22 protein-coding genes are annotated in these 26,365 nt (G+C 65.6%); 13 read left to right on the forward strand and 9 right to left on the reverse strand.

Annotated elements, in window-relative coordinates; translation table 11 throughout:
• Nucleotides 1-209 precede the first annotated feature (209 nt).
• From OC446_RS21680 to OC446_RS21695, 4 genes are all read left to right on the forward strand, one after another.
• Nucleotides 210-2,057, forward strand: coding sequence for a cation:proton antiporter (locus tag OC446_RS21680; protein WP_262031094.1), 1,848 nt, complete (start codon nt 210-212; stop codon nt 2,055-2,057).
• A 113-nt stretch (nt 2,058-2,170) separates the two neighbouring features.
• Complete coding sequence (locus OC446_RS21685; RefSeq protein WP_262031095.1) at nt 2,171-3,346, forward strand: vWA domain-containing protein; 1,176 nt, start codon at nt 2,171-2,173, stop codon at nt 3,344-3,346.
• Between the two features lie 61 nt (nt 3,347-3,407).
• Entirely contained in the window at nt 3,408-3,974 is a 567-nt protein-coding gene (locus OC446_RS21690; protein WP_262031096.1) for a hypothetical protein, read from the forward strand.
• A gap of 177 nt (nt 3,975-4,151) precedes the next feature.
• Entirely contained in the window at nt 4,152-4,280 is a 129-nt protein-coding gene (locus tag OC446_RS21695) for a hypothetical protein (RefSeq protein WP_262031097.1), read from the forward strand.
• A 99-nt stretch (nt 4,281-4,379) separates the two neighbouring features.
• On the opposite strand, the gene OC446_RS21700 is transcribed toward OC446_RS21695, so the two are convergent.
• Both OC446_RS21700 and OC446_RS21705 read right to left on the reverse strand, forming a co-directional pair.
• Nucleotides 4,380-4,805, reverse strand: a complete 426-nt coding sequence (locus tag OC446_RS21700; RefSeq protein WP_262031098.1) for a universal stress protein — start codon at nt 4,803-4,805, stop codon at nt 4,380-4,382.
• 15 nt (nt 4,806-4,820) lie between these two features.
• Entirely contained in the window at nt 4,821-5,141 is a 321-nt protein-coding gene (locus OC446_RS21705) for a 2Fe-2S iron-sulfur cluster-binding protein (RefSeq protein ID WP_262031099.1), read from the reverse strand.
• A gap of 315 nt (nt 5,142-5,456) precedes the next feature.
• Between OC446_RS21705 and OC446_RS21710 the strand changes: the two genes are divergently transcribed.
• A complete protein-coding gene (locus OC446_RS21710) occupies nt 5,457-10,247 on the forward strand; it encodes a hypothetical protein (RefSeq protein ID WP_262031100.1) in 4,791 nt (1,596 codons plus the stop codon).
• Nucleotides 10,248-10,336: 89 nt separating this feature from the next.
• On the opposite strand, the gene OC446_RS21715 is transcribed toward OC446_RS21710, so the two are convergent.
• Both OC446_RS21715 and OC446_RS21720 read right to left on the reverse strand, forming a co-directional pair.
• Nucleotides 10,337-10,945 carry a flavin reductase family protein gene (locus tag OC446_RS21715; RefSeq protein WP_262031101.1) on the reverse strand — a complete coding sequence of 203 codons (609 nt, stop codon included), beginning with the start codon at nt 10,943-10,945 and terminating at the stop codon, nt 10,337-10,339.
• 24 nt (nt 10,946-10,969) lie between these two features.
• On the reverse strand, nt 10,970-11,533 hold the full coding sequence (locus OC446_RS21720; RefSeq protein ID WP_262031102.1) for a nitroreductase: 564 nt from the start codon (nt 11,531-11,533) through the stop codon (nt 10,970-10,972).
• A 289-nt stretch (nt 11,534-11,822) separates the two neighbouring features.
• On the opposite strand from OC446_RS21720, the gene OC446_RS21725 reads away from it, so the two are divergent.
• The 3 genes from OC446_RS21725 (at nt 11,823) to OC446_RS21735 (ending at nt 16,846) form a co-directional block, all read left to right on the forward strand.
• On the forward strand, nt 11,823-14,267 hold the full coding sequence (locus OC446_RS21725) for a YfhO family protein (protein WP_262031103.1): 2,445 nt from the start codon (nt 11,823-11,825) through the stop codon (nt 14,265-14,267).
• 16 nt (nt 14,268-14,283) lie between these two features.
• Nucleotides 14,284-15,162: a hypothetical protein gene (locus OC446_RS21730; RefSeq protein ID WP_262031104.1), complete on the forward strand. Its 879-nt coding sequence runs from the start codon at nt 14,284-14,286 to the stop codon at nt 15,160-15,162.
• 310 nt (nt 15,163-15,472) lie between these two features.
• On the forward strand, nt 15,473-16,846 hold the full coding sequence (locus tag OC446_RS21735; protein WP_262031105.1) for a CBS domain-containing protein: 1,374 nt from the start codon (nt 15,473-15,475) through the stop codon (nt 16,844-16,846).
• 187 nt (nt 16,847-17,033) lie between these two features.
• On the opposite strand, the gene thrS is transcribed toward OC446_RS21735, so the two are convergent.
• Nucleotides 17,034-19,046, reverse strand: a complete 2,013-nt coding sequence (thrS, locus tag OC446_RS21740; RefSeq protein WP_262031106.1) for a threonine--tRNA ligase — start codon at nt 19,044-19,046, stop codon at nt 17,034-17,036.
• 75 nt (nt 19,047-19,121) lie between these two features.
• Entirely contained in the window at nt 19,122-19,478 is a 357-nt protein-coding gene (gene yidD, locus OC446_RS21745) for a membrane protein insertion efficiency factor YidD (protein WP_262031107.1), read from the reverse strand.
• Between the two features lie 220 nt (nt 19,479-19,698).
• On the opposite strand from yidD, the gene OC446_RS21750 reads away from it, so the two are divergent.
• Nucleotides 19,699-20,730, forward strand: a complete 1,032-nt coding sequence (locus OC446_RS21750; protein WP_262031108.1) for a radical SAM protein — start codon at nt 19,699-19,701, stop codon at nt 20,728-20,730.
• Between the two features lie 104 nt (nt 20,731-20,834).
• On the opposite strand, the gene OC446_RS21755 is transcribed toward OC446_RS21750, so the two are convergent.
• A complete protein-coding gene (locus tag OC446_RS21755; RefSeq protein WP_262031109.1) occupies nt 20,835-21,281 on the reverse strand; it encodes an iron-sulfur cluster assembly scaffold protein in 447 nt (148 codons plus the stop codon).
• A gap of 159 nt (nt 21,282-21,440) precedes the next feature.
• Between OC446_RS21755 and folE the strand changes: the two genes are divergently transcribed.
• From folE to OC446_RS21775, 4 genes are all read left to right on the forward strand, one after another.
• On the forward strand, nt 21,441-22,076 hold the full coding sequence (gene folE, locus OC446_RS21760) for a GTP cyclohydrolase I FolE (RefSeq protein WP_262031110.1): 636 nt from the start codon (nt 21,441-21,443) through the stop codon (nt 22,074-22,076).
• Nucleotides 22,077-22,084: 8 nt separating this feature from the next.
• A complete protein-coding gene (gene hisI, locus OC446_RS21765) occupies nt 22,085-22,501 on the forward strand; it encodes a phosphoribosyl-AMP cyclohydrolase (protein WP_262031111.1) in 417 nt (138 codons plus the stop codon).
• A 196-nt stretch (nt 22,502-22,697) separates the two neighbouring features.
• The gene (locus OC446_RS21770) at nt 22,698-23,852 is read left to right on the forward strand and encodes an MFS transporter (protein WP_262031112.1); all 1,155 of its coding nucleotides are present in this window, start codon (nt 22,698-22,700) and stop codon (nt 23,850-23,852) included.
• An 88-nt stretch (nt 23,853-23,940) separates the two neighbouring features.
• Complete coding sequence (locus OC446_RS21775; protein ID WP_262031113.1) at nt 23,941-24,951, forward strand: patatin-like phospholipase family protein; 1,011 nt, start codon at nt 23,941-23,943, stop codon at nt 24,949-24,951.
• Here the strand turns inward: OC446_RS21775 and OC446_RS21780 are convergent, their stop codons facing one another.
• Together OC446_RS21780 and OC446_RS21785 are read right to left on the reverse strand one after the other, a co-directional pair.
• Entirely contained in the window at nt 24,952-25,383 is a 432-nt protein-coding gene (locus tag OC446_RS21780; RefSeq protein WP_262031114.1) for a CBS domain-containing protein, read from the reverse strand.
• 140 nt (nt 25,384-25,523) lie between these two features.
• A complete protein-coding gene (locus tag OC446_RS21785) occupies nt 25,524-26,339 on the reverse strand; it encodes a rhomboid family intramembrane serine protease (protein ID WP_262031115.1) in 816 nt (271 codons plus the stop codon).
• Between the last annotated feature and the right edge of the window lie 26 nt (nt 26,340-26,365).

A 26,365-nucleotide genomic window follows, 5' to 3' on the forward strand; every position in this document is an offset into this window, starting at 1 on the left:
AGGCTCCTTCTCTTGGCTGGCGCATCGGATGGACCGGAAACCGGGTCCACTTTTCGCTGACGCGGCCCTCTGGGTCCGTCCGATGCGCTAGAAAGTCGCCGCAACCTCCCATGCGCTCATGTCGCGCCCGCCATTCCGCATTGCGCCGCAATAATCCCTTGCGCATGTCCGGCCGGTAGAACGAAAATGGTTCGAACCGGAAGGAAGCAATGGCCGCTGCGATAGACTTGCAGTCCTATCAGGAACCTATTCTTTTTCTGGCAACGGCAGGCATCGTCGTGCCCCTGTTCCACCGGCTCCGAATCAGCCCGGTCCTGGGGTTTCTGGCGGCGGGCGCGTTGCTGGGGCCGTATGGGCTGGGTCGGCTCATGCCGAGTTACCCTTGGATCAACTGGATCACCTTCACCAATCCGGAGGGGACCTCGCGCCTGGCAGAATTCGGCGTAGTGTTCCTCCTCTTCACCATCGGCATCGAGCTGTCCTGGCAACGCCTTCGCACCCTGCGACGCCTCGTCTTCGGGTTCGGCTCCCTGCAGGTGCTGCTGGGCGCCCTGATTCTGGGGCTGGCATTCTATGCCTTCCGAACTGTCGAGACGATCACCGCAGCCACCATCGTCGGCTTGGCCCTCGCATTGTCGTCTACAGCCATCGTGATCCCGGTCCTGGCCGAGCGGAAGCGCCTTAACACGGCGCCCGGGCGGGCCAGCTTCTCGGCTCTGCTGTTCCAGGATCTCCTGGTGGCCCCGATCCTGTTTGCCATTGCTGTGCTCGATACGAGCAGGCCCGAGGTGACCCCATCGTCCTTCGCCATCCTGGTCCTGCAGGCGGTCGTCGCGTTGGTGCTGATCATCGGCCTCGGCCGATTGATCCTCCGGCCCTTCTTCCAGCTCGTCTCGACCACGAAAAGCCCGGAGCTTTTCATGGCGGCCTGCCTGCTCGTCGTTCTTGTAACCAGCCTGATCGCGGCCGTCAGCGGCCTATCGATGGCACTCGGCGCCTTCATTGCTGGCATCCTCCTGTCGGAAACGGAATACCGGCGCGCCATCGACGTCACGATCCAGCCCTTCAAGGGGCTGCTCCTGGGCGTGTTCTTCGTTTCGGTCGGCATGAGCCTCGACCTGTTCCGCTTCCTCGGGGCGCCGCTTCTGATCCTCTCTCTCGCGGCTACGGTCATCGTCATCAAGGGCATCACCATCGTGGCGATCGCCCGCCCCTATGGCCTCAACACGGCCGAGGCGGCCGAGACGGGGCTGCTCCTGGGTCCCGGCGGCGAGTTCGGCCTCGTCATCCTGGGCGCCGCGATGATCGCCGGTCTCGTTCCCGCCGGGATCGGCCAGAACCTCCTTCTGGTGACGACCCTCACCATGGTGGCGATCCCGCTCCTGGCGCGCCTCGGTCAGCGCCTCGGCCGCAAGCTCGAGGTGCGCCGGCCGCTCGATCCCCTCGCGGCCGTGGCGCCTCCGACGGACGAGGTCGGCCGCGTCATCATCGCCGGCTACGGCCGGGTCGGCCAGCTCGTCGCCGAGATGCTCGAACGGCACAAGGTGCCCTACCTCGCCATCGACATGGATCCCGCCCGCGTCGCAGCGGAACGACGGGCCGGGAAGCCGGTCTATTACGGCGACGGCACCTATCCCGAGTTCCTGCGAGCCTGCGGCATCGACCGAGCGCTCGCCCTCGTCATCACCCTGGACACCTTGAGTTCCATCGAGGGCGTCGTGTCCGCCGCCCGGCAGGAATGCTCGGACATCACCATCGTGGCCCGGGCCCGGGATGCGCGCCACGCGACGCAGCTCTACGAGCTCGGCGTGGACGATGCGGTGCCCGAGACCATCGAGGCCTCCCTGCAGCTCACCGAAGCGGTGCTGAGCGATATCGGGGTGCCCATGGGGCTCGTGATCGCGTCGATCCATGAAAGGCGGGACGAGTTCCGGGAGATCCTCCGGAAGAAGAACCCGAAGCGCGATCCGAACCGGGGCGTCTTCCAGGCGCGGCGGCGCATCGGCAAGCCGGCGCCTTCGGCCACGACCGAGCAGACCACCGAGGTCGAGGGCTGAACCGAACTCTCGCGTCTTGACCTGACCGCAGATGACGACGCGACGCTTAGGGAATTGAACATCGGATCAATCCCAAAAGTGGACTCCACTTCCAGGTCCGATATTCTGACGCGATGTTCCTGAACTTCTTCACAGAGCTGCGCGCGGCCAAGGTGCCGGTCTCCTTCCGCGAATATTTGTCCCTGCTGGAGGCGCTCGACCGCGATCTTGCCGAGAAGAGCGTCGAGGAATTCTATTATCTCTCCCGCACCTGCCTGGTGAAGGACGAGCGGCATTTCGACCGCTTCGATCAGGTCTTCGCCCAAGTGTTCAAGGGCATCGCCAGCATGGGCCACGCGGTCGACGCGACCGGGATCCCGGAGGATTGGCTTCGCAAGCTCGCCGAGCGCTACCTCACGGACGAGGAGAAGAAGCAGATCGAGGCCATGGGCTGGGAAAAGCTCTGGGAGAACCTGAAGGAGCGCCTCGAGGAGCAGAAGGGCCGGCACCAGGGCGGCAACAAATGGATCGGCACCGCCGGGACATCGCCCTATGGCGCTTACGGCTACAACCCGGAAGGCATCCGCATCGGTCAGGACAAGAACCGCAATTTCCGCGCCGTGAAGGTGTGGGACAAGCGCGAGTTCAAGGATTTCGACGACAGCGTCGAACTCGGCGTGCGCAACATGCGCATCGCGCTGCGCCGCCTGCGCCGCTTCGCCCGCACGGGCTCGGCGGAGGAACTCGACCTCGACGGGACGATCCACGAGACCGCCCACAAGGGCTATCTCGACGTGCGCCTGCGGCCCGAGCGCCGCAATGCCGTGAAGGTGCTGCTCTTCCTCGACGTGGGCGGCTCCATGGACTGGCACATCGAGATCGCCGAGGAGCTGTTCTCGGCGGCACGGCTCGAATTCAAACATTTCGAGCATTTCTACTTCCACAATTGCGTCTACGAGAACCTGTGGAAGCAGAACCGCCGCCGCTTCGACGAGGTGATCCCCACCCTCGACGTGATCCGCACCTACCCGTCCGACTACCGGGTCGTCTTCGTGGGCGACGCTTCCATGAGCCCCTATGAAGTGACTTATCCTGGCGGCTCGGTGGAGCATTGGAACGAGGAGCCCGGCCAGGTCTGGCTCCGGCGCATCCTCGATCATTTCCCGAAAGCCGTGTGGCTGAACCCGGTGCCGCAGCCACAATGGAACTACACGCAGTCCATCGGTTTGATCCGCCAGGTCTTCGGGGAGCGGATGTATCCGCTCAACCTCGAAGGCATCGATCACGCCATGCGCGAGCTGGTCCGGTAGGTTTCGTTCGATACCGCGGGAACCGGTTTGCCGAACGGGTGACGTGCCGCTAAGAAGCCGCATGACCCAGACCTACACCCACAGCCCCAAGCCCTTCGGCGGACCGATTTCCTTCATCCTCAAGGACAACAGGCTCACGGTGGATTCCGGCCGCAAGGTGCACGAGGTGCAGCTCGGTGCCGTCACCACGGTCCGCATGACCTTCGAACCCGGCCGGCTGGCGCAAAAATCCTTCCGGACGAAAGTGATCATGAAGGACGGGAAGTCCTTCACGTTCAACTCGCTCAACTGGAAGAGCCTCGTCGAGGCTCAGGAACTGACCCGGGAATACCGCGCCTTCGTGTCGGCCCTGTGCCAGGCCATCGCGCGCGCCAACCCGCAGGCGCGGTTCGTGGCGGGAAAGCCCCTGGGCCTCTGGCTGCCAACCTCGGCGCTTGCCGTTGCGTCGCTGCTGGCCATGGCCTTCATGATCTGGCAGGCTCTCCGGATGGGAGCGACCGGCGTCGCCCTGCTGGGAGCGCTCTTCGCCGTCGTGGGCGTGTGGCAGATCGAACCGATGATCCGTCTCAACAAGCCCCGCCCCTTCCGCCCGAGCGAGCCGCCAGCGGAGCTTCTGCCGAAAGCCTGAGTTTTGTATCGCGGCTGCAGCGTGGCGCCTGGGGCTCGTCCACAGGCCGTATTCCCCACCAAACCTTCAGGACGGCTGTCCGCCGACAAGCTTCATTGACATATCTCTTCTTTGAAATAATATAACATATAAGTACCCGCAGAGGTACTTTTCAGTTTGCCAGAAGAGGGAATGGTTATGAAACTCAACATCTGCATCAAGATCGCACTCGCCTTCGCCCTCATGGGTTCGGCGGCGGCGATGTCGTTTCCCAAGGCGGAAGGGACCATCGTGGCCCGTGCGGGGGATCCGTCCCAGTGGGGCTGAGCGTTCGGTCAGACCGACGATGCTACACCCATTCATAGGGTGAGCCGGGATGCAGCTGCATCCCGGCTTTTTTATTGGCTTGCGCTGGGCGACCTTCCGTCAGGCCCGCACCACCAGCACCGAGCACTTGGCGTGGCGTACGATGGTGGCGGCGTTGGAGCCGAGGAGATAGGTCGCCATGGTCGGCCGGTGGGAGCCGATGACCACGAGGTCGGCGCCGGTCTTCTCGGCCTCGTCCAGCACCTCGTTGTAGACCGAGCCGAGCCGCACGACGGCGGAAACTCGCTCGGCCGGAAGAGACACCTTGGCGGCCAGCTCGGCCAGCCTCTTCTCCGACTCGCCCTGCTGCTCGTCGTCGAAGGTCGGCGGCATGAACTCCATGTAGGTGACAGGCACGATGGCCCGCACATAGATCAGGCGCAGGGTGCCGCCCGATGCGTTGGCGAGCTCCACGGCCTTGTCGATGGCGGGCTGCGCCGCCTCGACCTCTCCGAGATCGACAGGAACCAGGATCGTCTTGAACATGGGCTCTCTCCAGTTTCAGCCTTGGCGGGTGGGAGTGTGAACGACGAGGCCGTCGAGTTCGGGACGGACGCGGATCTGGCATGACAGCCGGGAATTGGGACGCACATCGAAGGCGAAATCGAGCATGTCCTCTTCCATCGGCTGAGGCTGACCGGTCGCGGCTTCCCATTCTTCCGCGACATAGACGTGACAGGTCGCGCAGGAGCAGGCCCCTCCGCACTCCGCCTCGATACCCGGGATGCCATTGCGGATGGCCGTCTCCATGACGGTGGAGCCCTCCTCGGCCTCGACGGTGCGGGCCGTGCCTTCGGCATCGATGAACGTGATCTTGATCATTGCGGACCTCTGCTTGTCGGCGCATACTTAAGACAGACTGCACCGGATGACGAGAGACGGGTGCGAAACCTGCCGTCTTTTCGCCGTAATTTTCCCTGGTAGAGCAGGTTACTAAGCCGTTAACGACGTTCATAAATGACAGGGGACATCGGGTTTCCTTGTTGCAGATCGGCCGCTAGACTTGCTTGGTAAATGACAGATTACCGTGCGGAATCCCTTGAATGGGGCTCCGCGCCGGTTGAGGCCACGCATTCACCGCGTTTTCAGGGAATGAAGTGGCCCCGACCATCATCAGTTGCGTCACGAGGGCGGATCATGGCGACCGAGAACAAGAAGATGAAGGACCCGGCTGAGGCGGCCCTGTCGGCTGTCGAGCAGGCACTCAACCTCGAAGAGACATTCGTGATCCACACGCCGGAGCGCTCGGGCAACAAGCCTTACGAAGAGCCGAAGCTGCCCGATATCGACGATCACGATTTCACGAAGGGTCCTTTCGGTCTCGGTTCCGATTCCCTGTCCGCCCAGGCTGACGACCATGACCCCAGGCTCGACGACATGGCCCGCTCCGGTTTCATCGCCCCCGACCGGAGCGCCGTCGCGAACGATGACCGCCAGAACGTGGGCGTGATGCTGCAGGCTCTCCAGGTTCGCCCCTCCCGCCGTGCCTACTGGATGGCCACCCTCGCTTCCCTGCTCTGGCTCGGTGGCGTCGGCGCCCTCGTCTACGCGCAGGGCATCACGACGCCGGAGCAACTGCTCGCCACCTTCTCGCCCTCGCAGCTGGCCCTCGGCGCCGTCGGGCTCGTGGCGCCCGTCTTCCTGTTCTTCATCGCCGCGATGCTCACCGTCCGCTCGCAGGAGATGAAGATGGTGGCGCGCGCGGTCGGCGAAGTCGCCGTGCGCCTGGCCCAGCCGGAGAACTTTTCCACCGATGCGGTCCTGTCCGTTTCGCAGGCTGTGCGCCGTGAAGTGGCGGCCGTCGGCGACGGCGTCGAGCGGGCCCTGGCCCGCGCGGGCGAACTCGAAACCCTCGTGCGCAGCGAGATCTCGACCTTGGAGCGCGCTTATTCCGACAACGAGATCCGCATCCGCTCGCTCATCGACGAGCTCGTGGCGCAGCGCGAGGCCATCGTGTCCAACGCGGAGCGCGTGCGCGGCTCCATCACCGGCGTGCACCAGAGCCTGATCCAGGATCTCGACGGCGCCAGCGAGCGCGTCGTGTCCGCCGTCAGCGGCGCGGGCGACAAGGTCACCACCTCGCTCGAACAGCAGGGCGACCACATCACCCAGGCTCTCGGCCGCGCCGGCGAGCGCGTCGTCGAGGAGATGGCGAGCCGCGGCATCGAGCTGGTGGAGCGCCTCTCTGGCTCCAGCGAAGAGATCAAGAACGGCATCTCGGAGGTGGGCACCACCATCACGAGCGCGCTCGAGAGCAAGGCGCAGGACATCACGGGCGCCTTCGAGCGCACCGGCGACCTCCTGACCCGCCACCTGCAGGAAGGCGCGAGCCAGGTCACCCGCACGCTTGCCGAAACCGGCCGCGGCGTGATCGATGCCCTCGCCCAGCAGGGCAACGACGTGCGCGAAGCCTTCGAGCAGACGGCCCGCACCCTTGAGGACAGCTTCGCCCAGCGCGGCGCAGAGATCACCGAGAAGCTCGCGGCCACGGGCGGCGTGATCGCCGACGACATTTCGGCCCGCACCACGGAAATGCGCGACCAGATCGCGACGGCCGGCGCCCTCGTGGGCGAAGAGATCGCGACCCGCGGCACGCAGGTGCGCGAGCAGTTGTCCACCACGGGCGCGACGCTCGTTCAGGAACTCGCTGCGAGCAGCAGCAATCTGCGTGAGGAATTCGCCCTCACGGCAGGTTCCCTGATCGAAGAGCTGGCGACCCGAGGCACCACGCTCCGCGAGCAGCTCGCCACGACCGGAACAGGTGTCGTCGACGAGATCGTGCTGCGCGGCAACGAGTTCCGCGAGCGCCTTGCGACGACGGCCGCCGATGTCACCCGCGAGATCAGCGAGCGCGGCGGCGAAGTGCGCGAGCAGCTCGAAAGCGCCGTGCGCCTTGCCGATGAATCCATTGGCAGCCGTGTCGAGGATCTGGCGACCCGTCTCGAGACCGCGAGCCAGCGCGTCAGCGAATCCGTCACCGTGCAGGGCCAGGCCCTGGAAACCAGCCTCACCGAAGCCGGCGAGCGGGTCTCGCTGCTCATGGGCAGCCAGGTCGAGGAGTTCCGCACCGCCTTCGAAACGCGCGGCAAGGAATTCTCGGAAACACTCTCCCTCCACACGGACGAGGCGCAGACCCGTCTCGCCACCACCGCGAAAGACATCGTTCTCGCCATCGCGTCCCAAGGGTCGCGCGTCAACGACGTGCTCAGCCGCACGGCCGAAACCCTTTCCACGACGGTCGACACCCGCACCCGCGAAATGGAAGAGGCCCTCGGCTCGCGTCTCACGGCTCTGGAGGGCGTCATGGCCCGCGGCGGCGAGATGGCCGAGCGCATGTCCCGCGACGTGGGCAGCCTGACCGAGACGATCAGCGGCCGCTTCGAGGAGATGGACCGCCTCATCACCGTGCAGGGCCGCGCCGTGGCCGAGACCTTCGCCGAGCGCGCCCGCGAGGCGACGACCGCCATCGAGACCCAGCTCGCCGCCCTGGAAGAGCACGCCTCGCGGCGCAGCTCGGAGATCACGGTCAATTTCGACACCATCGTCGAGCGGGTCGACACCGTCCTCGGTGCCCGCTCCACGGCCCTGAACGAGGCCCTGGTCGTGCGCACCGGCGAGATGGCCCGCGTCATGGCCGAGGGCGGACGCGACGTGGCGGCCTCCCTTCAGGCCCGCGTCGACGAAATCAGCCAGGCGATCACCGCCAAGACCAACGCGATCGCCGACACCCTGTCCTCCAGGGCCGAGCAGATCGGTGAAACGCTGGACGCCCGGATCGCGACGATCAACGAGGTTCTCGGCAGCCGCTCCGACGAGATCACCGAAACCCTCGGAGCCCGCGCCTTCGAGATCAACCAGACCTTGGGAAGCCGCACCGAGGAAATCGCCAACGCGCTCGACCGGAGCGTCACGATGCTCGAAGAGCGGGTCGTCAACCGTCTCAGCGGCGTTGCCGAGACCATCGACGAGCGCGGACAGGCCGTTCTCGGCTCGCTCGCCAGCCGGATCGGTGAGATCCGCGCGATCTTCGACACGGAAGGCGCGTCCCTCGTCGCGAACCTGGGCGACCATGGCGAAGTGATCGGCCGCGAGCTCGCCGCCATCAGCGAGACGACCCTTCGCAGCCTCGAAGAGCGCAGCACCGCCGTCATCGACGGCCTGCAGGATCGCAGCAGCACCCTGCTCTCCTCGCTGCAGGAGCGCACGATGGAGCTGACCGCCTCCTACATGCAGTCGACGGAGGCCATGCGCAGCGCCCTCGACAAGGGCACGCAGCAGACCGTCGAAGTCCTCACCGGCACGAGCGACCGCCTGCGCGGCGAGCTCACCGACGTGCTCGGCAGCCTCCAGGACGCCAACCGCCTGCTCCAGCAGGTCGCGGCGTCGGCCAGCAGCAATCTCGGCGCCGTCGAGGACGGATTGGCCGGACGCGTCCAGCACATCGAGTCGCTCCTCACGGAGATCGCCACCCAGACGGGCCGCGCCTCCGATCAGGTGGCCGACCAGGTCGACGCCCTGCGCAGCGTGTCATCCGGCGCTATCCAGCAGGCAATGGAACTGGCCCAAAGCCTCGAGGAGCGCGGCCGCACGCTGACCGACACCACCCAGGAGCAGATGCGCACTCTCACCGAAGCCACGAGCGCTCTGGAGCGTGTCGAGGCCCGCATGAGCGAAGCCCTGTCCGGCCGCCAGCAGGCCCTGGACGAACTTCTCGGCCGGATCAACGCGCGGGCGCAGGATCTGGAATCCGCCACCCGCTCCTTCACGACCCTGCTGGAAGGCTCGCTCGAGAACGCGGACGCGAAGGCGCGCCAGCTCGGGTCCGTCCTCGCCGCGACGGCCGATACGGCGACGAACGCCATCGGCGAGCAGTTCGAGCGCATCCGGACCAGCACCGGCGAGGAAAGCGCCCGCACGGCCGCCGCCCTGCGCGCCAACTACGAGCAGGCCGCCGCCGAGATGGCTCAGGCCCTCGGCAGCGCCACCGCGAAGTTCCGCGACACGATGGGCGAGCTGCGCGGCATGACGGGCCAGATCCAGCGCGAGCTGGAGGCGACCCGCGCCGAGCTGCGCCGCGGCGTCGTGGAGCTGCCGCAGGAGACGCAGGAGGCGAGCGCCAACATGCGCCGGGTCGTTGCGGACCAGATCAAGGCTCTCAACGAGCTCTCCGCCCTGGTGTCGCGCTCCAACCGCCTCGTGGATGCGGCGCCGGCCGCCCAGCCCCGCAAGGCTGCGGTCAACGAGACGCCCGTCGCCGCCACCATGGCCGCCGTCGCGGCCGCGGTGGAACAGCGGATCGCGCAGAATCCGGCCCCCGCCCCTGCCCCGACGGTCGCCCGTCAGGCGGAGCCCAGGCCTGCTCCTGCTCCTGCTCCTGCTCCTGCTCCCGCTCCGGCGCCTGCACCGGCTCCCGCCCGTCCGGCCCAACCGGCGGCCGAGCGTCCCGCTGCCCGTCGCGAGGAGGCACCCGCCCGCGACGCCGGCAATCGCGGCGGCTGGCTGTCGGATCTTCTCAACCGCGCCTCACGCGATGAGGCCGTAGAGCCCGCCCGTGCGCCGGCCCGTGCCGATCGCGCCCGCACCAACAGCCTCGAATCCTTGGATTCGATCTCGGTCGACATCGCCCGGATGATCGATCACGAAGCGGCCGTCGAGCTGTGGGACCGCTACCGCCGCGGCGAGAGCAACGTGTTCACCCGTCGCCTCTACACCCTGCAGGGCCAGCAGACCTTCGACGAGATCCGCCGCAAGTACCGCCGCGACGACGAGTTCCGGCAGACGGTGGACCGTTACGTGGAAGAGTTCGAGCGCCTGCTGTCGGAAGTTTCCCGCGACGACCGCGACTCGATGCTGACGAAGACCTATCTCACGTCGGAAACCGGCAAGGTCTACACCATGCTGGCCCATGCGAGCGGCCGCTTCGACTGAGACGGTCACGGCACCAGGCAGACATGAAAAACGCGGCCTTACGGGCCGCGTTTTTTGTTGAGGCGTCGCCTCTCTCGCTGATGCCGAACTCAGCCTCCGGGCCGAGTGATCGAGAACTTGGTCTCCGGCGTCGCCACGAAATAATCCCGGTATCCGGAGCGGGCGATGGGGCGCATGGCGGCGGTGTCGACGAGGCCGTTCACGATGTACCGGTCGTCGATATGGATACCGACGACCTGCCCGATCACGAGGTAATAGGACGGATCGCCTCCGCCCAATGGATTGAGCGGCACGGTCTGCAGCCACTTGCATTCGAGCGCCGCGAGGGCATCGGCCACCCGCGGCGGCTTCACGAGCCGGGAGGGAGCGGATTTCAGGCCTGCATGATCCATCTCGTTCTCGCCGCGCGGCAGAACGGCCGACGTGAGGTTCATCTGCTCGCGCAGGTCGTAGGTCGCCAGGTTGCAGACGAACTCCCCCGTCTCCTCGACGAAGGTGAGCGCATCCTTCCTGCCGGCGGACGAGAACGCCACCATGGGCGGGCGCTCGGACACGGCATTGAAGAACGAATAGGGCGACAGGTTCACCTCCCCTTTCGCGCTCATGGAGGTAATCCAGCCGATGGGCCGGGGCGTGACGATGGCCTTGAACGGATCGTGCGGCAGGCCGTGGGCGTTGGTCGAGGTTTCGTAGAACATGAGGGAGCGTTTACCGGAGGATTGTCAGAACCGCGTCACGATGTCGGCGAGGTCGGGCCGGTCGCGATCGGTCGGCGTTTCCTTGGCTGTGCCGATGTGGACGAAGCCGGCGATCCTCTCATGGGGCTTCAGCCCCAGGGCATCCAGAACCCGCCGGTCGAAGGCGGCCCAGCCCGTGAGCCAGGAGGCGCCATAGCCGAGCGCGGACGCCCCGACGAGAAGGTTCATGCAGACCGCACCCGCGGAGAGAACCTGCTCCCAGTCCGGGATCTTCGCATGCGGCACCACGCGCGACACCACCGCGACGACGAGGGGAGCGTTGGAAAAGCGCTCCCGCTCGGCCGCCACCTGCTCGGGGCCGGCGCTCGGATAATCCGCCTGATAGGCGGTCGCCAGCACCTCGCCGAGGCGCCCCCGAGCCTCGCCCTGGATCAGGATGAAGCGCCAGGGAACGAGCTTGCCGTGGTCCGGCACCCGGGATGCGACCTTTAGAAGCGTTTCGATGTCCTGCTCGGTCGGCCCCGGCTCGCCCAGCCAACGCGGAGGGACGGAGCGGCGCTGCAGAAGGCGGGAGATACTATCATTCATGGGATCTTCATCCGGCTCGAATTATGTGGAACAATGAAGATGGATGCTCAAAGGCGGCAGGTCAGGAAAGCCCGGCTTGCCATCGTCTCGCCGTCTTGCTGCGTTTGAGGAAGCGCGGGCATCCCGAAGACGCATCGCTGAACAAAAGAAACAGCAGCGGATGTATAGGGGGAGTGCGGTCAGACGCCAAGCAGGTTTCAAACCAGGGCGGACCCGGGGGCGTGCGCAGGCAAGCCGGTTGATGGTCCCGCCGCAAGAGATCGGCTGGCGGGACGCCGCGTTGAGAGCAATGCAGACATCGATTTCAGGACTGGATAGTCCAGCATCCCTGCCAGTCTGGTCGCAGCGCCAGACGCTGACGGCTTTTGCCCTGATCCTTGCGGCCTGGGCCCTGGCGGTCTCGATCTGGCCTCTGACCGGAACGGTCGTGCCCTGGGACTCCAAGAACCAGTTCTATCCGACCCTGCGCTACCTGGGCAGCGCCCTGGCCCATGGCGAACTGCCGCTCTGGAACCCCTACCATTTCGGCGGCCATCCCTCGGCGGCGGATCCACAATCGCTGCTGTTCACACCCACCATGCTCCTGTTCGGCTGGCTCGTGCCCGAGCCGTCCATGCAGCTCTTCGACGTCGTCGTCTTCGCCCATTTCCTGCCCGGAGCACTGGCCTTCGTGCCCCTGTTCCGCCGGCGAGGCTGGCATCCGGCGGGCGCTGTGGTGGCGGCCCTGGTCTTCATGCTCGGCGGCTCCGCCACGGCCCGGCTCCAGCATACCGGCATGATCTTCAGCTATGGCTTCTTCCCCCTTGCCTTCTGGCTCCTCGAGGAAGCTCTGGACCGCCGCTCCTACCGTTACGGAGTGCTCTTCGCCCTCAGCGCGGCCATGATGGTCATCGGACGCGACCAGGTCGCCTTCCTCTGCGGCCTGACGCTCATCCTGCTGGCGGCGCAGCGGATCTGGGCGGCGCCCCGGCGCCTGGCCTATCTCAGGTCCCGCCTCGGGCTCCTGGCCTTCATGGGTCTGATCGGCGGTGCCCTTCTGGCCGTTCCGATCGTGCTGACGATGCAGTTCCTCGCCACCTCGACGCGCCCCTCCTTCGGGTTCGGCGTGGCGGCCATGGGCTCCCTGCCGCCGGAGAGCCTGGCGACCATCCTGTTCGGCAACGTCTTCGGCTCGCTCCGCTGGACCTACGATTACTGGGGACCGGACTGGCACAGCCTGTCCGAGGGAACCTGGACCGATCGGGCGACCAACTACCTGTTCATCGGCACGATCCCGGCTCTCCTCCTGCTCTGGCACGGGGTGGCGGGCGGGCGCCTGTTCGCCCGCGAGTTCCGCTTCTTCTTCGTCATGGGCATCGCGGCCACGCTCTACGCGCTCGGGCGCTACACGCCGGGCTTCGTGGTGATCTTCGATCATCTGCCAGGTGTGGACCTCTACCGCAGGCCCGCCGACGCGACCTTCCTCATCAACATCGCCCTGGCCTTCGCGGCGGGCTATCTCGTCCATCGCTATGCGACGGACGGGCTGCCGCACTGGAACCGTGCGGCCCTCGGTCGGCTTTGGGTGGCCCCGCCGCTCCTGGCCCTGGGGCTCCTGATGGCGGCCGTCGCCAGCGCCATGGCCTTCGCCGTCAAGGGCGGCTTCGTTTCTCCGGCCCTGATCGAAATCGGGGTAAGCCTTGCCGTGGCGACCCTGGCCATCGCGGCCATCACGAGGATGAGCGGCGCACCCCGCTGGCGCGAAGCCATCGCCCTCGTGCTGGTGACCCTGACGGGCGCGGAGCTGATCGGCCGTCACGCGGCCTCGGCCCTGAATGCGGAGCCTGCAGAGCGCTACACGATCTTTACCAAGCTGCCGCCGGAACAGCTGCAGGGGCTTCAGATCCTCAAGCGCGAGCTCGCCGACCGCCATGCGAGAGGCGAGTACCCCCGCGTCGAGATCCTTGGACTGAAGGGGGCGTGGCAGAACGCATCCATGGTGCTCGGGATCGAGGACACCATCGGCTACAACCCGCTGCGCCTGGCCGATTACGAGCGCGCCATCGGCCCCGGCGAGAATGCCGAAGACCCCAATCTGCGCAGCTTCCCAACGAGCTTCAGGGGCTACAATTGCGAGCTCGCCAGCCTTCTCGGGCTCGATTACGTGGTGCTCGACCGCCCTGTGGAGAAGCTGCCGCGCCATTTCCCGCGCCTGACCGATGCCGAGATCGTCTACGGGACCGGGCGGATGTGGATCTATCGCCTGAACACCTCCGTTCCGCGCGCCTATGTGGCACATCGCGTCACGCCGGTGGATTCCGAGGCCGTGCTGGGCGAGGACGAGGTGCCGGATTTCAACCGCGAGACGGAAGCGCTGATCGACAACGAGAGCCTGCCGCGGCTCAAGGCCTCCTACACCCCGGCCGGTACCGCGCCCGACGAAGCCAAGGGACAGGCACGCATTGTCAGCTACAAGCGGAACTCCGTTACCCTGGATGTCGAGAGCAGCGACAACGGCGTCCTGGTGCTGCACGACATCAATTATCCAGGCTGGGAGGCCTGGGTCGACGGCGAACGTCGGCCGATCCTGCGCGCCAACCTTCTGTTCCGCGGGGTCGAGATCGGTCCCGGACGCCACCGGGTCGAGTTCCACTTCCGCCCGATGTCGCTCGAGAATCTGGTTGCGGCCGCGTCCGATCTCGTCAAAAGCGAGGACCAACGGATTCAGACGGCGACCGTCTCGCCGCCCCCATGAGAACCATTTTTAGCCGATGCCTTCATTTGCAAAGCAGCCCTTTCCCGCTCTCGCCCTTCTCAGCCTGATCGCCGGTCCGGCCCTGGCACAGTCACCCGCCGTGCCCTCCATGTCGCAGAACCTCCCGGCGATCTCCGTCGGGCAGGTTGTGCTGAATGCGGGAGCGAATTTCGCGGGGAGCAACGAGCCGATCCGCTCGGGGCTGGTGTGGCGGATCTTCGAGGATCGTGGGGATACGTCCCAGCCCAACATCGTCGCCCGCTCGACGAGTCCCACCCCGAGCTTCACCCTTGCGCCCGGGAACTACATCGTCCACGTGGCTTACGGCTTCGCGAGCGCATCAAAGCGCATCAGCGTGCAGCGCGGCAACCTGAACGAGCGGCTCGCCATCAATGCCGGAGCCCTCCAGCTCAAGGGGGCCGTGAGCGGAAGCCCCATCGCGGCGAACCGTCTCTCGTTCTCCGTCTACGTACCGGAGGCGCAGAATTCCGAAGGCCGGCTCGTGATCGCCGATGCCAAGGCCAACGACATGATCCGCCTGCCCGAGGGCACCTATCACGTGGTGTCCACCTATGGCGATGCCAACGCCATCATGCGCAGCGACCTGAAGGTGGAATCCGGGCGGGTCACGGAAGCAACCCTCAACCATCGCGCCGCCACCGTGGTCTTGAAGTTGGTCGGCTCCGCAGGCGGCGAGGCCTTCGCGGGCACGGCCTTCAGCGTGCTGACGCCGGGCGGCGACGTGATCCGCGAGGCCATCGGCGCCTTCCCTTCTGTCACCCTGGCCGAGGGCGAATACGTCCTGATCGCGCGCCATGAAGGCAAGGTCTATACCCGCGAGTTCAAGGTCGAAAGCGGCCTCGACCGTGACATCGAGATCATCTCGACGCCCTGAAGTTCTCTCGTCATTCTTCCCTCATCTGAAGATCACGTCTCATAGAGCGGCAGCGGCCCACCTCTCCCTCAGGGAGAGGTGAACCCGCGCCAAACCTTCTTAAGTTGTCGCTCACACGTTCAACTTTGATCCCTCCCACAAGGGGGAAAACGCCTCTGCATTGCGCCGTAACTCGGGAATAAGCTTCGAGCCCAACTTCCAGGGACCTCTGAACCTTTCCCTCCCAAAGGCATTGACCGAACGCCTATTGTCGGTCGCGCCGCCCATGAGCCTGAACCTCCAAGGCGTGACCTTGCTGGAGAGGAAGCTCATGAAAATCGCAGAGATCATGACCCGCAACGTCCGCGTGGTGAGTCCGGACAGGACCATCCAGGAGGCTGCGCGTCTCATGGACGAGATGAACGTCGGCGTGCTGCCCGTCTGCGATGGACGCCGCCTGCGGGGCATGGTGACCGACCGGGACATCACCGTCCGGGCGACGGCCGCCGGCCTCCCTCCCGACTCGACCCGCGTGCGTGACGTGATGTCCGACAATGTCTGGTGGTGCTTCGACGACGACGATGTCGGTCACATCGTGGAGCTGATGAGCGACCATCAGATCCGCCGCCTCCCGGTGGTCGATCACGACAAGCATCTGGTCGGGATCGTGGCGCTCGGCGACCTCGCGACGGATCGGGAGGGCGATGCCTCCCGGGCGCTGAACCGCATCTCCACGCCTTCCGAACCCGACCGGACCGGCACCCCGACGGCGGCCCGCGCGGACCAGACCCGGGGCGGCGGACGCGCCCGCCTGACCGGCGACGAGCGCCGCGAGCTCGACCGGCGGCTGCGGAGCGATGATGACGACTGGCGTCACCGCCCGCACGATTATCACGACGACCGGCGCGGAGGCGCCGAGCTCTCCCGCAACCCCGGCCGCGGCTCCTTCCGCTTCCGCGAGGAGGACGACGTACGTGCGGCCTTCGGCAGCTTCGGCTATCCCGGCGAGGAAGGCGCCCGCAACGCCCGCATGCGCGGCGGCTTCGGCGGCGAGGGCTACCAGAGCTATGGCGACGAATATGCCGGACGCGGCTCCGCCGGGCACGGCTATCATCCCAAGCGCTTCGGCGCCTCCACCATCACCGGCGAGCGCGCCCGGCCGGGCGACGACAGCAGCGAGGACGATCGCCGCATGCAGGACCGCGAGCGCACCTGGAGCCTCGTGAACGAGCGGCGCGACCACAGCAATTACGGCATGGGTCCCGGCAATACCCGCTTCGGCAACGACGCGACCGCCAGCCGCGGCGAGGTGCGCCGGGGCGAGCATCAGGGACGTGGTCCCAAGGGGTACCAACGCTCCGACGAGCGCATCCGCGAGGACATCAACGAGCGCCTCACCGACGATGCCATGATCGACGCATCGGAGATCGAGATCCAGGTCCAGAACCGGGAGGTCACCCTCACCGGCACCGTCCGCGACCGCAACGAGAAGCGGCGCGCCGAGGATCTGGCGGAGTCCGTGTCGGGCGTGAGCCACGTGCAGAACAACCTGCGCGTCGGTCAGCGCCAGGGAACGCACGCGACGGGAACCGAGGCCGGCGATGCGGCGGCCGCGACGGGCAATCCCGGCAGCGGCACCGCGGGAACGACCGCCGGAACGGCTCCGGGCGGTCGCACGACAGGGCGGCAGCGGCAGACGAGCTGATTAATCGTCCGACGATTCACCCACGTCATCACCGGGCTTGTCCCGGTGATCTCGATTGGATGAAGTGCCGAGCCTCACCGGATCGGGATGGCCGGCGCAAGGCCGGCCATGACGTGAGGGAGATCGATGAAATGAGAAAGGCGGCCCTTCCTTTCGGAGGCGCCGCCTTCGTTCGTGCGATCAGTCTTTAGGCAACCGTCCGCTCGACCACGTGATGTCCGTCGAGCGTGGCGTGGCCTTCCGGCTCCGACACGGCCTTGGCCTGCCGTCGGCGGTCCGGGGTGACGGCCTCGGCGGCGAGAACCTTCAGGGCCTCGTCGAGGGTCATGGTCTGCTGGTTGGGGCTGCCCAGGCGGCGGATCGACACCGTCCGCTCGGCGGCCTCCTTGCGTCCGACCACGAGAAGCACCGGCACCTTCACGAGCGAGTGTTCGCGGACCTTGTAGTTGATCTTCTCGTTGCGGAGATCAGCCTCGACGCGAAGGCCGGCGGCTTCGGCGGCGCGCACCACCTCCATGGCGTATTCATCGCCCTCGGACGTGATGGTGGCCACCACCGCCTGCACCGGCGCGAGCCAGAGCGGGAAGTGACCGGCGAAGTGCTCGATCAGAATGCCGGTGAAGCGCTCCATGGAGCCGCAGATCGCGCGGTGCACCATGACGGGGGTCTTCTTCTGGCCGTCCGCATCGACGTAGAACGCGCCGAACCGCTCCGGCAGGTTGAAGTCCACCTGCGTGGTGCCGCACTGCCAGTCACGGCCGATGGCGTCGCGCAGCACGTATTCGAACTTCGGCCCGTAGAAGGCGCCCTCGCCCGGGTTGATCGCGGTCTTGATGCGTCCACCGGACTGGTACTCGATCTGCTTCAGGACGCGGGTCATCACGTCTTCCGCGTGATCCCACATCTCGTCGGTGCCGACGCGCTTCTCGGGACGGGTCGAGAGCTTCACGACGATCTCGTCGAAGCCGAAATCGGCATAGGTCGAGAGGATGAGGTCGTTGATCTTCAGGCACTCGGCGGCGAGCTGATCTTCCGTGCAGAAAATATGCGCGTCGTCCTGCGTGAAGCCGCGCACGCGCATGAGGCCGTGCAGCGCGCCGGACGGCTCGTAGCGATGCACGTTGCCGAACTCCGCGAGACGCAGCGGCAGGTCGCGGTAAGACTTCAGGCCGTGCTTGAAGATCTGCACGTGGCCCGGGCAGTTCATCGGCTTGATGGCGAAGACGCGGTCGTCCTCGGTCTGGGTCGCGAACATGTTCTCGCGGTACCAGCCCCAGTGGCCGGAGGTCTCCCACAGGGCCTTGTCGAGGATCTGCGGCGCGTTGACCTCCTGGTAGGTGCCCTTCAGGCGGCGGCGCATGTAGGAGATCAGCTCCTGGAACACCGTCCAGCCCTTCGGGTGCCAGAACACGACGCCCGGCCCCTCCTCCTGGAAGTGGAACAGGTCCATCTCGCGGCCCAGGCGGCGATGGTCGCGCTTCTCGGCTTCCTCGAGCTGGCGGATGTAGTTGTCCAGGTCCTCCTGGTTCGCCCAGGCGGTCGCATAGATGCGGGTCAGCATGGCGTTATTGGAATCGCCGCGCCAATAGGCGCCCGCCACCTTCATGAGCTTGAAGGCGTTGCCGATCTTGCCGGTCGAGGTCATGTGCGGGCCGCGGCAGAGATCGAACCAGTCGCCCTGGAAGTAGATCTTGAGATCCTGGCCTTCCGGAATCGCGTCGATGAGCTCGATCTTGTAAGTCTCACCCTTATCCCTGAACACCTGCTTGGCCTTGTCCCGGCTCCAGACCTCTTTTGTGAAGGGCTTATCCCGCGCGATGATCTCGCGCATCTTCGCCTCGATGGCGGGGAAATCCTCGGGCGTGAAAGGCTCGTTGCGGGCGAAGTCGTAATAGAAGCCGTTCTCGATGACGGGACCGATGGTCACCTGGGTGCCGGGAAAAAGCTCCTGCACCGCCTCGGCGAGCACGTGCGCGGCATCGTGCCGGATCAGTTCCAGGGAGCGGGGGTCTTCGCGGTTGAGAAACTCGATCTTGGCATCGCGGGTGATCGGATCGGCGAGATCGGCGACCGTGCCGTCGAGCGCCATGGCGACGGTGCGCTTGGCCAGCGACTTGGCGATGCCTTCCACGATCTCACGGCCGGTGATGCCGGGTTCGTACTGTCGCTGGGCGCCATCGGGGAATGTGAGGGTAATCATCAAAATGTCTCCAGGCTCACTCCTGCCAACGGAGCAGGTAAGCGGGGGCCGACGGTTTTTCCGGAAAAGGCGACATCAGCCGCCGTCAGGTTCGACTGAATCGCAGGCGATCGGGGGAGCATTGACGCCCCGCCAGCGACCGTAGGCCCAGGGCTTATACCAGGCGGAGCCTTCGGGCAATGTTTCGGGAACTAGATCGAGGCCGTGCGTCCCGAAGGGGCCGCAGCGGCAGATCCGGGCGAGCCCCATCCAACCGCCCGGCCAGAACCCGTGCCGCTGGATCGCCTCGTCGGTGTATTCCGAGCAGGACGGCAGATGGCGGCATTGGCGGCCGACCAGACCAGAAAGCGTGAGTTGATAGGAGCGGATCGCCACGTGAGCGACCCGGCGGGGAAGATGCCCTCTCGTGGCCCCCTGCGGACTGCTTTTCACCTTCACTCCTCGACCTGACGGTGTGACTCAGCCAGGATCTGCAAGTCTTACGTGCTCCTGAGATAGTTTCTCACCCAACAGGTGTAACAATCACCACGCTCAAAAAGGCTTTTCATATTCAACCTGGGTTCTGTTGTCCGTTCCTGCAAGGCTACTGATACTTTATTTTATTTCAAGACTTCACTTGCCGCATCACAGCACGGCATTCCGGGCACAGACAATGACAACAACAATCGGAAAATTCATCTGGGATATTACTTACGCCTGCCCGCTGAGATGCACCCATTGCTATACGGAGTCGGGACGACGCCCTGCCCGCACCCTCGATCGGGATGCCGCCATGCGCGTCGTCGATGTTATTCTCGCGGCGCAAGCGGAAAAAGTGTCCATCAGCGGTGGGGAGCCCTTGTCGGTCCGCTGGGCCGTCGAAGCCATGAAGCGCCTGCACGACGCGGGGATCGCCGTCACGGTCTTCACGAGCGGCTGGTCGATGCCGCAGAAGACGGCCGTCGCACTCGCGGACGCCGTGTCGAGCGTGGCGGTGAGCATCGACGGAGCCGACGCCGCCATTCACGACGCCATCCGCAGGCGCGACGGGGCGTTCGATCGCGGAATCAAAGCGCTTGATGTTCTGTATCGGGTGAAAGAGGAGCGCAAGGCAGCCGGACAGACCTGCTTCACCCTCGGGATCGACTATACCCTGACCCGTTCCGGCGCGCACGAAGCGGACCTGGAACGCTTCGTTCATGCAGTCATCGCGCGGTTTCCGAACCTCGACTTCATCCGCTTCGGCGCCGTCATTCCATCGGGGCTCGCGGCCGAGCCGGACTTCGAGGCCAGCGAACTTCTTTCCATTCAGGAGCTGGTCGATCTCATCGAGGTCGGGCGGCGCCTCGCAGCCCTTGCAGGCGGAACCACGGACATTTCCGTTACCGATGTGAGGTATTTCCTGCCCCAACCCGGCGTGAGCGCGGTCGATCTGGACATCCTGCATATCGAGCCCGATGGGGCGCTACGCGCATTCCCTATCTATGAAGCCAAAGTCGGGAACGTCCTCGAACAGCCCCTGGACATCCTTTGGCCTCAGGTGAGGGCCTGGCGTTCCGATCCGTTCGTTGCCGAAAAGATGGAAACGATCCGGACCATGGCCGACTGGGCCAAGACAGCCCGGATCCTGGACCGCCGCTATGGCTCCAACGACGATCGGGAGAGGATCGCGCTCCGTGCGCCGCAGGTCCAGGCTTGCGCCTGAAGCCAAGGCGTCCTGGCGAAATCAGGACGCCTGTCCTGGCTCCTTGATGGAGCCTCGTGCCGGGCCGACTGTGAACCGGCTTGCGCGCTCGATTCTCTGCGGGTCTATCGAACGGTCTCCAGCCGCCGGGCTTCGATCTGGTCGAGCGCATCCACGACGGCATCGAACGTGAGCAGGATCGAGGCGTGGCGCGCCTTGTAGTCCCGCAGGGGCTCCAGGACCTTGAGCTCGTCCCATTTGCCCGAAGGGGCCTCTCCACCGGCTTTCAGCAGACGACTTGCCGCATCGCGGATGTCACGAAGCTCCTCTATGGTCGCTCCGATTATATTCCGCCCCATGATGGACGATGAGGCTTGGCCGAGGGCACAGGCCTTTACGTCATGGGCAAAAGCCGTCACGACATCGCCTTCGAGCTTGAGATCGACCGTCACGGTCGAGCCGCAGAGCTTGGAACGGGCCGTCGCAGATGCATCGGGTGCGGGAAGCCGTCCCAGATGCGGGATATCGGCGGCCAGTTCAAGAATACGTCGGCTGTAGATATCGTTCAGCATATCGTCTCATGACATGTCGGTTGGGAATGTGCTCATATGCCTATATAAGCGCCGTGATAGAGTTCTGCGATATTGGCCACGCGGCGCTGCATGGAAAGAAATTGGAAACTGCCGGGCGGCCAAGCTTCCTCGGTGCAAAGTTGAGAAATGAGGCTCCACGTGAGTGATGTGGTTAAGTCCCTGTCCACGCGTCTGACAACCGCTGCAGACAAGCCAGTTCAATCCCCGACCCGGGAAGAAGCCGAAGCGGCTGTCCGCACCCTGCTACGCTGGGCAGGGGACGACCCGAGCCGGGAAGGCCTGCAGGACACGCCCAAGCGCGTCGTCAAGGCGTTCCGGGAATTCTACTCCGGGTACCACGAAGATCCTTCCGAGATTCTCGACAAGATCTTCGCCGAGGTCGAGGGCTACGACGACATCGTTCTCGTGCGCGACATCCCCTTCTACTCCCATTGCGAGCACCACATGGTGCCGTTCTACGGCGTCGCGCATGTGGCTTATTACCCCACCAAGGGCGTCGTCGGCCTGTCCAAGCTCGCCCGCCTCGTGGATGCCTATGCCCGCCGGCTGCAGACCCAGGAGACCATGACGTCCCAGATCGCCAAGGCGATGGTCGAGTTCCTGGACCCGCGCGGCGTCGCCGTCATGATCGAGGCCGAGCACATGTGCATGTCCATGCGCGGCATTCAGAAGGCCGGCGCTCTGACGCTGACCACCCAGTTCACCGGAATCTTCAAGGAAGATCCGACCGAGCAGGTGCGCTTCCTCACGCTCGTGCGGAACGGCCGGGGCTGAGCCAGCCCATGAGCATATCCGGGTCCAACCCCTTCCCCGCACCCGGCTCCAAGGCCGAGCTCGAGGAGGGAGCCGTCCTGTCGCCCCGCTTCGGTGCGGACGGGCTGATCACCTGCGTCACAACGGATGCCGCCACCGGCGAGATCCTCATGGTCGCCCATATGAACGCCGAGGCTCTGGCGAAGACCATCGAGACCGGCGAGGCCTGGTACTGGTCGCGTTCGCGCGGGGAGCTCTGGCACAAGGGGGCGACCAGCGGGCAGATACAGACGGTGAGGGAGATGCGGGTCGACTGCGACCAGGACGCCCTGCTGCTGAAGGTGCAGGTCGCCGGCGACGGCGGCTGCTGCCATACCGGGCGCCGGTCCTGCTTCTACCGGAGGCTCGAGACCGCCGACGGCGGGGTCCGCCTCGTGATCGATTGAGACGTCAGCCCCGCACAGGCGGGGGGCTGACGCCGATGCGGAAGCGGGTGCCATTTCCGGATCTTCGGGCTACAGCATCGGACCCAAAAGTGGACTTGCACTTTTGGGATCCACCCGATGCTTCTCCTCTGGGCTGGAGCATCGTTCAACGCGGAAAACCGGGCCCACTTTTCCGCACGATGCTCTAGGAAGACCGATGATGCGACATGACCTTCTCCCCGCGCGCTTGGCCACCTGCGCGATCTTCTTCGGCAACGGCTTCGGCATCGGAACATGGGCGGCCCAGCTGCCCCGATTCAAGGAATCCCTCGGCCTGTCCGACGGCCAGCTCAGCCTCGGCCTGCTGGCCTTCTCCCTCGGGGCGGTCGCCCTCATGCCGGTGATCGGCTGGGCCGTGACGGTGGTCGGCAGCCGCACCATGACGACGATCGCCGCCTTCGCCTTCGCGGCAGCCCTCCCCCTCCCGGGTCTGGCGCCGTCCCTGAGCCTCTTCGTGGCGGCCGCCCTCCTGGCCGGAGCCTGCAACGGCACCATGGACATCGCGATGAACACCAACGCCACCGTGGTCGAGAAGGCCTGGGGCTCGGCGATCATGTCCTCCCTGCACGCCTTCTTCAGCCTGGGCGGCCTCGCGGGAGCCGGGGCGTCCGGCCTGCTCATCGCGCTCGATGTGGGCATCGTCCCGACGCTTCTGATCTCCGCCCTCGGGATGGGACTGCTCTTCCTGGTGGCCGCCTTCCAGATGCTCGGGGAGACGGACCGGGCGGCGGACGGTCACGGCTTCGCGTGGCCCCGGGGAAGCGTCATCATCCTGGCCATGCTCGCCATGTTCTGTTTCCTCGTCGAAGGCGCCATGGTCGATTGGACGGCGATCTACCTCCAGACCGTTGCCGGGGCGAGCCTGGAGACTGCCGTCACTGGGTTCGCGGCATTCTCCCTCGCCATGACGGTCTGCCGCTTCATGGGCGACTTCGTCGTCCGGCATCTCGGCCGCGTCCGGACCGTACAGCTCGGCGGGCTGCTCTCGGCCTTCGGCCTCGCCCTGGCGATGCTCCTGCCGCAGCCCCTCATGGCCGCCACCGGCTTCGCCCTCGTCGGAGTAGGTCTCGCCAACACGGTGCCGGTCCTGTTCAGCACCGCAGGCCAGATGAAGGACTTTCCGCCGAGCATGGGAGTCGCCATGGTGGCGACCCTGGGCTATGCCGGCCTGCTGCTCGGTCCCCCGCTCATCGGGTTCGGCGGGGAGATTTTCGGCCTTCGCGCGATGCTGGGCGTGCTCATCGGCCTCGCCTTCGTCATCATCATTTTGTCGCAGCGAGCTTTGCGGCGCGCCGCTGTTCAGTTTTCCTGAACCAGTCCTACTTGAAACTTGAGGGCACCCTTCATGCGGTCTTCATACCGGGACCGTTAGAATGGGACGCAAGGCCTTGGAGCGATCAATGTTGTGGGACGGGATTGCCCGGCGCAGCGCCGGATCAGGGGGAGGCGGAGGAGCAACCGAGGTGAAGCAGCCGCCGGAACGCGAACCTCGCACGAAGACCAGGATCGGCTTGGCCCTGGGCGGCGGCGCCGCGCGCGGCTGGTCCCATATCGGCGTCCTGCGCATTCTCACGGAAGCGGGCATCGTTCCGGACGTGATCGCCGGTTCCTCCATCGGCGCCGTGGTCGGTGGCTGCTATGCGGCCGGCAAGCTCGACGAACTGGAGGCCTTCGCCCTGTCCCTGACCAAGCGGCGCGTCATGGGCCTTCTGGATTTCCATTTCAGCGGCGCGGGCCTGATCGCCGGCGGGCGCCTTCAGCGCCTGCTCGACCAGGACCTCATGGATCGCCGTGTCGAGACCCTGCCGGTCAAGTTCTGCACCATTGCGACCGAACTCGTGAGCGGCCACGAGATCTGGCTCACCCGCGGCCCCCTCGTTCAGGCCATGCGGGCGTCCTATGCTCTGCCGGGCGTCTTCGATCCGGTCATGATCGGCGGGCGCTGGCTCATGGATGGCGCCCTGGTCAACCCAATCCCGATCACGGCCGCCCGGGCCCTCGGCGCCGATATCGTGATCTGCGTGAACCTCAACGGCGAGGTCCGCGTGCGCGGAACCGTCATTCAGTCCTACGATACAGAGACGAGCGACGAGCAGGAGCTCGAGGAGGCCATCGACGAGGCTCCCAGGCGCTGGGGCATCTTCCCGGGAACCAAGGGAGAAAAGCCCCGCAAGCCGAATGCCCCGGGACTCGCCACGGTGATGGTCGACGCCTTCAACATCACGCAGGACCGGATCGCCCGCTCGCGGCTCGCCGGGGACCCGCCCGACATCATGGTGGCGCCGAAGCTCGCCAAGATGGGCCTGTTCGAGTTTCACCGGGCCCAGGAATGCATCGCATTGGGTCGGCAGGCGACGGAGCGCGCCCTGCCGGACATCCTCGAATTGCTGCAGGAAACGCAGGCAAGGTAATCAGGCTGTCGCGATATAATCCTTGATCGCCTGCGTCTCCGCCTCGACCTCTTCGAGGCGCAACTTCACCACGTCTCCGATGGAGATGATGCCGGACAGGCGCCCGCCCTCGACGACCGGGATATGCCGGAACTTCTGCTGGGTCATCAGTTCCATGATGTCGTTGATGGAGGTCTCGCCCGTGCAGGTCACAACCCTCTCGGTCATGAAGCGGGAAACCGGCTCGTCCAGAGCCCTGGCCCCATGGGTGGCGACGGCGCGCACGATATCGCGCTCCGAGATGATGCCGGAAACCGGGCGATGTGCGTCCACGATGAGAAGAGCCCCGATCCGGCGGTCTGCGAGAACCCTGGCGGCTTCGCTCAAGGATAGGCTCGGCTCGATGGTGGCGACGTCGCGACCTTTGATCGAAAGGATTCGATTGACGATCATTCATTCCCTCCCGTTGTGCGAACCGCGAGGGACGTTCGGCCCTCCATCCGCAATGGCTGAGGCAGGGTGCTCTTCCCAAACGACATTGGGATGAGAACCCTACGTCAACTCTAGGATGATCGGAGCAAACGGCGTGGGTTTCAAGCCGATATGCGGCTTGGGCGGGCGGGAAGCGGATCCAGCAGGGGGAAAATCGCGAGGCCGGCTAGGAAGCCGCCGATATGGGCTTCCCAGGCGATGCTCGCATCCATCATGCCGATAGGCTGCACGAAGGCGAACACGTAGTTGGCGGCAAACCAGATGCCCAGGAAGATCAGCACCTGTCGGTTGCGCACCATGTGCCCGAGGGTTTCGCGCGGCCGCTCGTGCGGCTGCGTGAGGCGCCCTTCCCAGTGCCAGGCGGGCGGTGAGAAGATGAACCAGGATGCCGCCGCCATGAGGCCGGATACGGCCCCGGAGGCCCCGATCATCGGCAGGACCTGCATGGGGTTCATGAAGGCGTAGAAGACGGCCCCACACACGGCCGAGACGGCCATGAGGATGAGGAACCGCGTGGCGCCGATCCGCCTGACGATGGGCGTGCCGAAGGCGGCGAGCCAGACGCTGTTGATGAGCACATGGGCCCAGGAGCCATGGAGGAATGCATAGGTCAGAGCCGTCCAGGGCCGCCCCTCCTCCTGAGCCAGCACGTACTGCGCCAGCGCCATCAGGGGCGAGATGGTGTCCTGCGGCACGCCCTCTCGAAGGGCTTGCATGACCTCGTCGATCCGGACCCCTCCGAAGGCCACGGACCAGCGCGCGGGAATGACGGCCCAGTCGATGATCAGCGTGAAGTCGGTTTCCTCGGACAGCAGCAGGCGGAGGGCATGGATGCCGATCAGCACAGCCAGGGACAAGGAGATGGCCGTGGGCAGATTGAGGATCGGCTCACGGACGCGGGGCGGGTTTGGGGACATGAACAGCTTTTTGTCTGGCAGCCAGC

Origin of the sequence: Microvirga sp. Mcv34 (assembly GCF_024519725.1) — a bacterium.
Taxonomy (GTDB): Bacteria; Pseudomonadota; Alphaproteobacteria; order Rhizobiales; family Beijerinckiaceae; genus Microvirga.

What these genes read in the sequence shown, in the direction of transcription:
- OC446_RS21680 (WP_262031094.1), top strand. Translation starts at nt 210, where the DNA reads ATGGCCGCTGCGATAGACTTGCAGTCCTATCAGGAACCTATTCTTTTT.
- OC446_RS21685 (WP_262031095.1), top strand. Translation starts at nt 2,171, where the DNA reads ATGTTCCTGAACTTCTTCACAGAGCTGCGCGCGGCCAAGGTGCCGGTC.
- OC446_RS21690 (WP_262031096.1), top strand. Translation starts at nt 3,408, where the DNA reads ATGACCCAGACCTACACCCACAGCCCCAAGCCCTTCGGCGGACCGATT.
- OC446_RS21695 (WP_262031097.1), top strand. Translation starts at nt 4,152, where the DNA reads ATGAAACTCAACATCTGCATCAAGATCGCACTCGCCTTCGCCCTCATG.
- OC446_RS21700 (WP_262031098.1), bottom strand. Translation starts at nt 4,805, where the DNA reads ATGTTCAAGACGATCCTGGTTCCTGTCGATCTCGGAGAGGTCGAGGCG.
- OC446_RS21705 (WP_262031099.1), bottom strand. Translation starts at nt 5,141, where the DNA reads ATGATCAAGATCACGTTCATCGATGCCGAAGGCACGGCCCGCACCGTC.
- OC446_RS21710 (WP_262031100.1), top strand. Translation starts at nt 5,457, where the DNA reads ATGGCGACCGAGAACAAGAAGATGAAGGACCCGGCTGAGGCGGCCCTG.
- OC446_RS21715 (WP_262031101.1), bottom strand. Translation starts at nt 10,945, where the DNA reads ATGTTCTACGAAACCTCGACCAACGCCCACGGCCTGCCGCACGATCCG.
- OC446_RS21720 (WP_262031102.1), bottom strand. Translation starts at nt 11,533, where the DNA reads ATGAATGATAGTATCTCCCGCCTTCTGCAGCGCCGCTCCGTCCCTCCG.
- OC446_RS21725 (WP_262031103.1), top strand. Translation starts at nt 11,823, where the DNA reads ATGCAGACATCGATTTCAGGACTGGATAGTCCAGCATCCCTGCCAGTC.
- OC446_RS21730 (WP_262031104.1), top strand. Translation starts at nt 14,284, where the DNA reads ATGCCTTCATTTGCAAAGCAGCCCTTTCCCGCTCTCGCCCTTCTCAGC.
- OC446_RS21735 (WP_262031105.1), top strand. Translation starts at nt 15,473, where the DNA reads ATGAAAATCGCAGAGATCATGACCCGCAACGTCCGCGTGGTGAGTCCG.
- thrS (WP_262031106.1), bottom strand. Translation starts at nt 19,046, where the DNA reads ATGATTACCCTCACATTCCCCGATGGCGCCCAGCGACAGTACGAACCC.
- OC446_RS21750 (WP_262031108.1), top strand. Translation starts at nt 19,699, where the DNA reads ATGACAACAACAATCGGAAAATTCATCTGGGATATTACTTACGCCTGC.
- OC446_RS21755 (WP_262031109.1), bottom strand. Translation starts at nt 21,281, where the DNA reads ATGCTGAACGATATCTACAGCCGACGTATTCTTGAACTGGCCGCCGAT.
- hisI (WP_262031111.1), top strand. Translation starts at nt 22,085, where the DNA reads ATGAGCATATCCGGGTCCAACCCCTTCCCCGCACCCGGCTCCAAGGCC.
- OC446_RS21770 (WP_262031112.1), top strand. Translation starts at nt 22,698, where the DNA reads ATGATGCGACATGACCTTCTCCCCGCGCGCTTGGCCACCTGCGCGATC.
- OC446_RS21775 (WP_262031113.1), top strand. Translation starts at nt 23,941, where the DNA reads ATGTTGTGGGACGGGATTGCCCGGCGCAGCGCCGGATCAGGGGGAGGC.
- OC446_RS21780 (WP_262031114.1), bottom strand. Translation starts at nt 25,383, where the DNA reads ATGATCGTCAATCGAATCCTTTCGATCAAAGGTCGCGACGTCGCCACC.
- OC446_RS21785 (WP_262031115.1), bottom strand. Translation starts at nt 26,339, where the DNA reads ATGTCCCCAAACCCGCCCCGCGTCCGTGAGCCGATCCTCAATCTGCCC.